This is a genomic window from Photorhabdus sp. RM322S, assembly GCF_042879395.1.
GTDB classification, from domain to species: domain Bacteria; phylum Pseudomonadota; class Gammaproteobacteria; order Enterobacterales; family Enterobacteriaceae; genus Photorhabdus; species Photorhabdus khanii.
On record NZ_JBHFKW010000066.1, the window covers coordinates 1 to 10479 of the forward strand.

At 49.3% G+C, this 10479-nt stretch carries 9 protein-coding genes; all 9 read left to right on the forward strand.

Translation table 11 applies throughout. From position 1 onward, the window contains the following. The coding region (locus ACGF63_RS21565; RefSeq protein WP_387633111.1) for a hypothetical protein at window positions 1-246 on the forward strand (246 nt) is incomplete at its 5' end. Window positions 247-1120: 874 nt separating this feature from the next. Continuing rightward, on the forward strand, window positions 1121-3493 hold the full coding sequence (locus ACGF63_RS21570; RefSeq protein ID WP_387633113.1) for a type VI secretion system Vgr family protein: 2373 nt from the start codon (window positions 1121-1123) through the stop codon (window positions 3491-3493). Between the two features lie 10 nt (window positions 3494-3503). Then, window positions 3504-4544 (forward strand): DUF4123 domain-containing protein, encoded by a 1041-nt coding sequence (locus ACGF63_RS21575; protein WP_387633115.1) that lies wholly within the window; start codon window positions 3504-3506, stop codon window positions 4542-4544. Beyond that, window positions 4544-7156 carry a T6SS effector BTH_I2691 family protein gene (locus ACGF63_RS21580; protein WP_387633117.1) on the forward strand — a complete coding sequence of 871 codons (2613 nt, stop codon included), beginning with the start codon at window positions 4544-4546 and terminating at the stop codon, window positions 7154-7156. The genes ACGF63_RS21575 and ACGF63_RS21580 overlap by 1 nt, the downstream gene beginning before the upstream one ends. Then, window positions 7153-8142: a putative type VI secretion system effector gene (locus ACGF63_RS21585; RefSeq protein ID WP_387633118.1), complete on the forward strand. Its 990-nt coding sequence runs from the start codon at window positions 7153-7155 to the stop codon at window positions 8140-8142. The genes ACGF63_RS21580 and ACGF63_RS21585 overlap by 4 nt, the downstream gene beginning before the upstream one ends. Before the next feature lie 210 nt (window positions 8143-8352). After that, complete coding sequence (locus ACGF63_RS21590; RefSeq protein ID WP_387633120.1) at window positions 8353-8709, forward strand: hypothetical protein; 357 nt, start codon at window positions 8353-8355, stop codon at window positions 8707-8709. A gap of 28 nt (window positions 8710-8737) precedes the next feature. Then, window positions 8738-9016 carry a PAAR domain-containing protein gene (locus ACGF63_RS21595; protein WP_387633121.1) on the forward strand — a complete coding sequence of 93 codons (279 nt, stop codon included), beginning with the start codon at window positions 8738-8740 and terminating at the stop codon, window positions 9014-9016. Further along, window positions 9013-10191, forward strand: a complete 1179-nt coding sequence (locus ACGF63_RS21600) for a hypothetical protein (protein ID WP_387633123.1) — start codon at window positions 9013-9015, stop codon at window positions 10189-10191. The genes ACGF63_RS21595 and ACGF63_RS21600 overlap by 4 nt, the downstream gene beginning before the upstream one ends. Then, on the forward strand, window positions 10184-10479 hold a 296-nt coding region (locus tag ACGF63_RS21605; RefSeq protein ID WP_387633124.1), incomplete at its 3' end, for a hypothetical protein. The genes ACGF63_RS21600 and ACGF63_RS21605, both read left to right, overlap by 8 nt.

Consider the following 10479-nt stretch of genomic DNA (forward strand, 5'->3'; position numbering starts at 1 on the left):
TGGGGGTTAATGCGGTGGTTAGCGCAGGCGAAGGTGACTGCGCTGGACAGCAGTCGTTACCGGCTGACATTGACTGCGGCGGACGGATTGCCGCTGACCTGGGTATTACGTACCGAAGTTGGGAAAGGTCCGCTGGCGTTGCTGAAACTGCGGGGATTTAGGTTGCCGAAAACGATTTTTGTGGAGAATGCGGGAAATAACCTGGCTGAATCGGGGATAAATAATAACGACTGGGGGGCAGAATAATCTCTTATTTGACGGTATAAACCGGGGGTTATAAATGGAATGACATTGCCGGTTATCGCCAGAATAGGTCACTGAATTTTGCATTCATTCGGTTTTAATATTTTATAATCATATCATCATGATATTACTATCTATCTGTGATGCTTTATTGTGAGGCAGGGTAATCGCTGCCCTGAATCAGGGTAAAGCTATTATTGATGGGTTAACGCTAAATAATGGAATCTATTCTCATTCGCAGAATATCACTGAGGATCATTCTTTTTTACGCATCGGTAACGTATTGATGATAGTAAATATTAGTCATAAAGTGGAGGATGAAATAATGTCTTCATTGCACTTGAATATTATTTAACATACTGAAAATAATATAGAAATAGACTTTATTTCAGTGATGTTGAAAGGGGTGAATATCGGAAGAGTGAATTGGATTTATATTATTTAAATCAATGCAACCTTTTTGTATAAACAAATGACATCCTGTTTATATTTGGTTTAAATATTATGAGTTTTTGTCGTTGATATTAAGCATATTGTGCTTTTTGATAAAAAAAGACTTGATTTTAATCTGCACCCACAGGGAGGATTGAATTATTCAGTTACCCTGTAGGCAATTAATGAATCTATTCATTCGAGGGCAGATGATTGGCCTTCGCGATTATTTTTATTCTGGTTAACGCTCAATTAAGCCGTACCGGCATCAATTGACTGTTCCCCGTATTTATCAGGGTTAACAACCGGGGATATATTCGGTTGGATTTTCGGTAGTTGAATTGACATAACCGTTTATAACGACAGGCACTTTTATTGAAGAAGTGGGGCACCCTTTTCGCTGAGTGAACCGGCCGTTTTATCTGATATCTGAGGAAACCTATTGATGGATAGAAAAATGCTTCGCGCCCGTCAGCGCCAGGCGGGTAAAGTCGCACTGCCGGGCCATGCCCGTTACCGGCTTGAAGTGCGGCGCTGTGACGCAATGCTGGAGGTGTTCAGCTTCACCGGCGAAGAGCGCCTGTGTGCTCCTTATTGCTACACCATTGATTTCACCAGCCCGAACAGGGATATCGACCCGGCGGTGATATTGAACAAACCGGCCACGTTTATCTTGCAGGCACCGGAAAACCCGGAACAGGTGCGTAAAGTACACGGCGTCATCACCCGGTTTAACCGGCTTGCCACCTCAGCGGATGAAACCCACTATCAGGTCTGTCTGGAGCCGCGTCTGGCATTGCTGCACCATACCCGACGCTGTGCGATTTACCAGCACCAGTCAGTCCCGGAAATGGTGGAGAAGATCCTGCGTGACCGCCACGGTTTTCGGGGCCAGGATTTTCTGTTCACCCTGGTACGGGAATATCCCCGGCGGGAACTGGGGGTGCAGTGGCAGGAGAGTGATCTGGATTTTATCCAGCGTATTTTAGCGGAAGTGGGGATCGGGTATCGCTTCGAAATGGACGGCCGTCTGGGGATTGACGTGGTGCGGTTTGGGGATAACCAGCGCAATTATCAGTACGACGTGCGTTTACCGTTACGTGACCCGGCGGGCATGAATCACAACGACCGTGATTCGGTGTGGGATTTGCATGTTGAACATCAGGTGGTCACGCAAAGGGTGAAGGTGCGGGACTACAACTACCGGGAAGCGGGCAATGACCTGCAATATCAGGTCAGCCGGGATCGGGATACTACAGTGGTTGGTGAAATTTACCGTTATGGCGATAACATTCTGGCACGGGGAGAACCGATCCAGCCCCAGCCAGAAACGGCGGGATTTTATGCCCGTCTGCATCACGAGCGCGACCTGTACCGGCAGCACCTGATCCGGGGTCAAAGCTCTTCCCCGATGCTGGTCCCCGGCTTAGTGCTGGAGCTGGAAGGGGAGAGACCGGCAGGGGTGGGAAAAGCGGGGGTATTGATTGTCTCCATGCGAAGCAGTGCCCGGCGTGACAGCAATTATCGGGTCAGTTTTAGCAGTATCCCTTACAGCGAAATCCTGAGCTACCGGCCGGCACTGCGGGAACGACCGGTGATATCCGGCACGGTGCCGGCGCGGGTGACCAGCGACTGGCCGAACGACACCTACAGCCATATCGACAAAATGGGGCGTTACCGCATCAAGTTTGATTTTGACCTGGATGAATGGCCGCTGGGAGGCGAAAGCCTGTGGGTACGTTTAGCCCGACCGTATGCCGGTAACACCTACGGCTTCCACTGGCCGCTGCTCCAGGGAACCGAAGTGGCGGTGGCGTTTGAACAGGGCAACCCCGACCGGCCCTATATCGCCCATGCGTTGCATGACTCGCGTCACGAAGATCATGTGACCCTCGACAACGCCAGACGTAATGTCCTGCGTACCCCGGCGAATAACAAACTGCGGATGGACGACGAACGCGGCAAAGAACATATCAAGCTGAGCACTGAATACGGCGGTAAGAGTCAGCTGAATCTGGGCCATCTGGTGGATGGACAGCGACCGCATCCTAATCAGCGCGGTGAAGGGTTTGAACTGCGGACCGACGACTGGGGGGCGATTCGCGCTGGGAAGGGGTTGTTTATCAGCGCGGATCAGCAGGTTAAAGCGTCGGGTCAGCAACGGGATATGCAAGGGGCGTTGTCTGAGCTGGAGGCTGCAATTCAGACCGCGGCGGGGTTGCGTCATGCCGCTGAGGCGGCGAAAGCGGAACTGGCGGATATCGAAACCCAGACTGCATTGATGAATGACACCCTCAAAGATCTGCAACAACGCGCTCTGTTACTTTCCGCGCCGTCAGGCATTGCTCAGGTGACCCCGGGCAGTTTGCAGCTTTCTGCGGGTGAAAACCTGATCACCACTGTGGGTCGGGATGCGGATATGAGCATCACCAAGAAATTCCGGCTGGCGGTGGGGAATGGGCTGAGTTTGTTCACCCGAATGTTGGGTATAAAGCTGCTGGCGGCTTCTGGCAAGGTAGAAATTCAGGCACAGACTGACGCGGTGGAGGTGTTGGCTCAACAGGCGCTAACGCTGGCAAGTCAACAGGATTGCGTGACCGTCTCCGCGAAAACAGAACTGCGGCTGGAGTGCGGGGGGGCTTATATCTCGCTGAAAGACGGCCATATTTCGTTTGCCAGCCCGAAGAATGCCCGGATCCATTGTGACATTTTACAAAAAACGGGCCCTGTCAGTCAGGATTCAGCCCTGACTTTACCTGAGCGTTGCGTATCAGCATCTGCGCGAATGGCGGGTGAGCAAAATGGCATGACTAAATAAGGAGTAAACAATGACAGAAGCCACTATTCAACTGCCTGTGGATTATGATTTTTCCCCCGAGGCTGAGGCCAGACAGCAAACCAGTCTGCTGGCTGATTTACGTACTGCGTTTACTCAGCATGACGGCCACGGTTTTTTACTGGTTGACCCGGCTGTGTTTCTGGATACCCGTCAGGAAGACGGGTTTCCTGCGGCGATCCTGAATCATCAGCCGGCGGCGATACCGACGCAGATAAAGCATCACCGTTTCGAATCCCGCTATTCTCCCTGGTGGGTGCCACTGGATCTCAATCGGTCTGAGGATGCCGAACTGCTGGCGCTGAGCGTCACGCAGGCGTTGCAGGAAATGGACCCGGCAGAGTTGATTGCCGGGCGCGGGCGGATGGTGTGTGGCTGGTTGTTTAGTGCCAGCCCGGTGTCTGCTATTGCGCGCCATATCAATATGATGGCGGTGCAGTCCGTGTCATTTCAACAGCAAATCATGCTGCGTTTTTATGATCCGGCGGTCAATAATGCCTTTTGGCCGGTGCTGGATGGCTGGCAACGTTCGCGTTTGTTGGGGCCATTGACCGACTGGTATCTGGTTGACGGCGACGGTCAGTTACTGCACAGAGACAATGCCCGGTCTGCGAAGGAACTGTACACCTTTTCACTGTCATTGACAGCGGCACAGGTGGCAGAAATGGCCTGGTCAGGGCCGATGAACCGGGCATTACGCCGATATCGTCAGGCATACCGTAATCAGTTACGGCGGACGGAGCTTGAATCCCTGCATATTATGCTGGCCTTGTTGCGTCGGGTGACAGCACGCTATGCCTTTAACGCTGTGCAAGACCTGGAAACCTGTGCATTGCACGGTTTGTTATATCACCCGGAGATGGATTTACATCCCCGAATACAGTCGCTGTTGTCCGACGAAGGGGGCGATAGCGCTGGCGGTTATGTTACCCGGACTGCCAGACTGACAGCAGAAGCGTGGTCAGCTCTGGCTCGTGACTGCTGTCATCTCAATCCTGCCATTATTCCTTTAGAAAACCCGGAGATATTGTGATGAGTCAACCCTTATGTCAGACGTGTGGATCCACCGGACCGGCGCTGCTGCCGGTGCGCTATACCGTGGTGCCGGATAACGTTTCTGAAACCTTGCCGGCGTGGGCTGAAACACCGGCGCCTTCTGCGCCGGGTTACCATTATGCGCTGCGTGCCTTACGGCAGGGGTTTTTGTATGTCTATTACGCCAATGCCGGTCCATTTGAATCGGAGAGTTGGGATGCCTGGAGCGTCAGTGAGGATGGCGCGTTGTGGCAAAATCTGAGTGCGCCTTTTGGTGTTTTGCCCCAGAAAACGGCGGATTGTCATGTTACGACCCATCAGAGCGCCAATGTGGAATTTATTGTGCTAAGAGATACCGCCCTGTATCAGGAGACCTGGCTGGCTTTCACGCCCTCAGCGTGGAGCCGGGAGACCATCGAGTATTATCACAACAACCGCGAAGCACGGGAAAAGCGGATGCAGTGCGTGAAACCGTGGCAGTGGCGCGGGGTGCCGGAAGGGGTGGGGATTGCTCAGGCGACGGTAGAGAACCTGAATGGCGTCATCGATTACTGTCTGGGCGACAATGACTCCGGCAAATATATTTTGCCCTGTAATCCGAAAGCGGCGCGTATCAGCGGGACAGCAAAGGAAGCACCTTACTACAAAGTTTATCACCATGCGGTGAGACCGCAGGGCACCTTGTATCCGTGGAGTAAAACGCGGTCGGGGTGTGCGGATATCACGGTCAGGGCGATGCAAAAGCGGGGGCTGGCAGAAGATGGCACGCCGGTTTCGCCGGTGTTAATCGCGTTGCATGATCCGATAGGGATAGTGCATGAATTAGCGGGATGGGGTGATGATATCATCGGGGCGCATAAAACCTTTCTGGATGAATTGTCGATTGAATTTATGACCGACAGTTCATTAAATGGGGTAGAGAACCAGCTGCATAAATTAAAAACCGCGAATTTGGAAGGGCGGGTTGATAAAGCGCTCGAAGTCACTCAGCAGGAGGCTTATCAGGTTTTTTCAGATCAGGATAAGGCCAGGCTCAAAGGGTATGTGACTCGTGACATGGTGGAATGGGATAAGCAAGCCGTTGCCCGTGATTGGAAGAAATATACCGCCGAGCTGAATCTGGCGAAACGACAGGCATTTAACCAATGTTATGCTGATTTTTGTGCTGAAGTGGCGAAAAAGCTGGAACAACTGGCGCAGTTCAGAGTGAGCTGGCTAAAACAGAGCCGGTTTATCACCTGTTGTCAGGATTTTCATTCCCCCCGACTGGAGGACAACCTCAATTATCGTGAGGCGGTGGATTATGCCCTCGCTGCGCTGAATGTAACCGAAACGGGCAGTGCCTTTTTAGATGATCAAATCGATCAATATTCCGCGTTGTCACCGGAAAATATTGTCTGGCGCTCATTATTGCTGAATAACCCGGACGTGATGAAAGAGATGGACGGTTTTTTACAGCAGATGAAGCTGAATAAGGGGAATGAGAAACCGGCGGACATCTCAGCGTTTATGAAAACGGTGCCGGTGCTGAGTGGAAAACTGGTGGAAGCCTACGATAAAGCGAATGCAGTGCTGGAAAAGCCGCCCACTTCCCGCAGCACCTTTGCCCGGGCGATGCTGCACAGCGACCGGCGACTGGTGACGCTGGGCGACCGGTTCTTTAATTTTACCCGCTTAGGAAAAGTGCTGAATAGCACCAATGAAATGCTGAGTAAGGGGCTATTCTCGGTGATTTCAGGGGTGCGTTTTGACAAGGTAGTTGACTTGTCAATCTCACAGCTTAAGGAGGGTAATGCGTTTCGGCAGCAGGTATTGGAGAGACTTAAGAGGCCGGGTTCTGAGGAGCGGTTGAAAAAAAATAATAAATATCAGTCTGATTTTAAAAAATTTGCTGACAGCGCCGAAGGAGAGCCGGTATTAAAAAAATCCCGCATTAAGTTATTGGTCTTATTTTTTAACGGGCTGGAGTATGCCAATCAATTCAAAGAGAGTAAGGGGGATACCAAGAGCCATGCTCAGGTGACTGCGGCGTTTTTAAGCACACTGAGTACGGCAATGGAGATTGTCGAGCCGATGGTGAAGCACGGCATAAAAAATATGGCGGCCACCGACACGATTAAATTTATTGGTTCGAGTGCGGGCACGCTCGCTTCCGCACTAAATCTGGGGGTAGATATTAGTGATTTTGAATCTGAATTGCATGGCAGACGGCGTTGGCAGTATTTTGGATTAATCGGTTGCAAAATTGGGGGTGATATTGGTGCAATGCTAAAAGCATCCGGCGGGTTGTTAGAAGTATTGATAGAGAGAAAGCTGATGGATAGGGGGGTTTTAGAAACTACATTAAAAATGTTGGGATCTTTGGCTGCCGGTAGGGTTGTTGGTTTTCTGGCTAGCTGGCAAGTCATGCTTGGACTTCTTATTCTTGAGTGGCTGGTTTCATTGTATGTCGATAATGATCTACAAAAATGGTGCCGGAGTTGTGTTTTTGGGTTAGAACCGGTAAAGGGTTTAGAAGCCACGCAATGGATTTACCCTGAATCACAGAAAGATAAGTTGTATGAAGAACAAAGTAAAAACTTTGCCGATGCAATTAAGGTGCTCTCATGAATACTTATCAGATGTTAAAAGGTGCTATTGACTTTGAAGAAATAAAAAGTCAGAGAAGCAGTCTTGATACATGGATTGAAGTTAACCTTGACTGGATAGTAAGCCATCCAGAAGGCAGAGAAGAGGCAGAAAAGGAGATTGCAAAAACAAAAGAAAAAATCCCTGAACTGGATGCGATATTGGCAAAAGAGCCGCCGCCGCCGGAATTGCCCCCGCGTAAACCATTAATCAAAGTGAGTGGTGTGTTGGAAGAGTGGGAAACACTCTGTGTCAAAGGCTATTTTTCTGATCGTGAATATGACCCCGAAGAATTTGCCCGCCGGGAAGAGAATAGGCAATTTGGTGCATTATTGCTGGCGATGTTGGGAAATACGTCTCAGGCTGCGGTGAATTTACGGACTGAAGTGCGATTGAGTGAAATATGTCATTTTGTGCAGGGGAAAATTAATGGTATCCCTTTTCATGGTTGGATAGGGTTGACGACAGTAAAAACAGGTGATTATGTTGAATTAGCGGTGACCGATCAGGGAGAATATTATGTCGTCTATGCATTAACAAACCCTGAACGCAGAACGATTTCTATCACGCCGTGTTGTAATAAAGGGAGACGGTCAAAAGCATGGGATGAAGTCTTTTATACTTTCTGCGTATTTTTTATAATCATTGCCGTTTGTCTTGGCACCGTCTTTTTTTCAGATGGGGGCAGTTTTTGGGATGGACCAGACCTTTTAACCTTATGGTTTATATTTGTGGCAACCGTATTTTCTTTTTATGCATACTCTGTCAGCCTCAAAAAACCGTGGCCGTCAGTTAAACTGGCTCAGGATATTTTCTCCGTGTTGGGTTTCCCGAATCCGCAGGATATTAGTCTTAGTAAATTAACTAAGAAAAAGATTGAGGAAATGAAATCTAATCCATCGTCTGAAAACAGTGAAGAAGTATTACCGGATAAGGTTTGTATTCTGAGCCATTACTACTATTACTGATTCAGGTAATAGGATGGAGCTAAAGATTTATGGGATAGTCCTCAGAATTATCTGCGCTGAGTCGTAGAGATATTAAAAGATGACTTGTCTTTGGAGAATTCAGTAATGAATTATCCAACGTGAAGTCTTGTCTGTTTTTATTTGGTTTGTAATTTTGTGTAAATCAAGGCGTTTTTGTGAAACAGATCTATAAAATGGTTTGGAGAGGTCTTGCTATTAATCTGTCGACATATTCAGGGCGCGAGTAGTATTTGCATCATAATGGCAGCGATGCATTATGCCTCCTATCGTAAAACAAAAGATCGTTATTTCTTTGCAGAGAAATCAGGGGGCTTTTTGTTAACGCCGACCGCGTTGAGCAAAACCATTTTCTTGCCTTATGAATGTATTAAAAGGGTTGAGGAACGTGAAAACAGCGTGCTGATTGCCGTTAATTTAAATAAAAAAATCGACATCGTATGCTCAAAGGAATTTATTGATAGAGATGATGTTAATAAAGTCATTCAAACGTTGTTGCAGGCGGCGTCGAAAAATGAGGGCGATAATATTATTACGCTGAAAATGTGAAAAATTTATTCTTAATGATATAGGGTTCATGATGTTTACAGGTGTTATTCGCCTGGGCGATAAGCTCAGTAGCGGCGGTGAAGTGATTTCCGCCTCCTCTTCTATCGAAATTGAAGGGAAAAGAGTCGCATTATTAAATGATTTAGTCAGTTGTCCGCTGAAAGAGCATGGTATTAACCGTATTGTTAAAGCTAATTCTCAATGTATTTCCGAGGGGAAACCCGTCGCATTTGATAAAGCGCTTTGCCAATGCGGTTGTTATGTTATTTCCAGTACGACTAAAGCCGGAATAGGGGAGTCATCATGATGGCCTGGGATATTCCGCAATCTTATTCCGTACACCGGCCTGAACCGCCAGTCTGGTCGCTTTGGTGGCGTCTGTTCAGTATGGCTTGTTTCGCTGTCGTAGTTGCTGCCGGCAGTGTCTGGTATCTGTTTAAAAATCCCGCCAGCCTGCTTTATGCGCTGGTCGCTTTAGCCGGAATAACAGCACTGTTCGGCGTGATTGCTGGCTGGCGGCTGTTTCGTTACGGCGTCGAACTGGAGCAAGCGGAAGTGCTGACACAAGAAAACGCCTGGCAGGAGGCTCGCTGGCAAGCGTGGGCTTCGCAGGCGATACGGGTTGTGGATTATGGCGCGTTTTTTCCGCCGGAAGTGCCCTCACCGGCGGATAGGGATGTATTAGTCAATGGTGATAGTGCACTGGTATTGCCCCCTTTTTCCAGTTACCTCAACGTGTTTGAAAATTTACTGGGAGAGATGCGAAGTAGTTTGATGGCGTATGTGGCTAACCATAAGGTGAATGTCTATTTTCCATTAGACAGGCCCGAAATCGTCGTATGGGAACAATTCTGTCAGGTTTGGGCGGAACTGGGGCTGCCTTTGTCTCAATTGCAAGGTCCGATAAAACTCAAAGCCGATTATACCCAGCAGATAAGCGACTGGTTGACCACGGAAACCAAAGGATTGCAGTTGGTTATAACATGGTGTTGGGCAGGCAATAAAACGCCGGAGGTCGTCAGTGAGGGCGCGGTGGTTTGGCTACTGGCATCTCCTTCTTCTCCGTTACCGGCGAAATGCTGTCTGCATCGGCCTATGGTTACTGTCGCAGCGGAGGCCGGGCAGAGTGTGGCCCAGTTTCTGCGTTATCAACGTCCTGCCATCACTGCCGGGACACTGTGGTACAACGATGCCGACTCACCGGAGAAAGATAAGTTGTTAATTCGGTTGAATCAGATATTGCAAGCCTTGCCATCATCTGTACAGCAGAGCGCACCGGCAACGCCTGATCAGCAGTTCGTCCCCCATTGGCTTGGGAAATCAGGGCCATATGCGGATTGGTTTGCATTAACGCTCGCCATGAAAATGGCCGAATATCAACAGGCACCACAGCTTTTTCTGCTAGCGCACCATGCCACGTTACAACTGGGGACCCTCTCCCCGCTGAACCATGTCACTTCATCAGGGGGTTTCCATGTTTAAGGCTTTTATTACCCGTAATTTGGGAGTCGGCCTGGTCACCGGTTTGATCGCCCTGGTATTGGGCGGATTGTTATCTTTCTGGGGCGATCGAGTCGGGTTGTCTACTCAGGCTGTCAAAATAATCGTTTGGATTGTCAGTATGGTTGGCGTGGTGTGGTGGTTGAATCTTTTTCGTGACTGCAAGCAGCGCTTACGTGTACAGGACATTGCTGCCAAAGCCTCGGGGACGGACGCCCTGTTATCAGAAGCGCCCTCTTATTTTCAGATGCTGCAATATCATGTTCGCCG

Excerpts from the sequence above, each read along its gene's own strand:
- ACGF63_RS21570 (WP_387633113.1), top strand. The coding sequence starts at position 1,121 with ATGGATAGAAAAATGCTTCGCGCCCGTCAGCGCCAGGCGGGTAAAGTC.
- ACGF63_RS21575 (WP_387633115.1), top strand. The coding sequence starts at position 3,504 with ATGACAGAAGCCACTATTCAACTGCCTGTGGATTATGATTTTTCCCCC.
- ACGF63_RS21580 (WP_387633117.1), top strand. The coding sequence starts at position 4,544 with ATGAGTCAACCCTTATGTCAGACGTGTGGATCCACCGGACCGGCGCTG.
- ACGF63_RS21585 (WP_387633118.1), top strand. The coding sequence starts at position 7,153 with ATGAATACTTATCAGATGTTAAAAGGTGCTATTGACTTTGAAGAAATA.
- ACGF63_RS21595 (WP_387633121.1), top strand. The coding sequence starts at position 8,738 with ATGATGTTTACAGGTGTTATTCGCCTGGGCGATAAGCTCAGTAGCGGC.
- ACGF63_RS21600 (WP_387633123.1), top strand. The coding sequence starts at position 9,013 with ATGATGGCCTGGGATATTCCGCAATCTTATTCCGTACACCGGCCTGAA.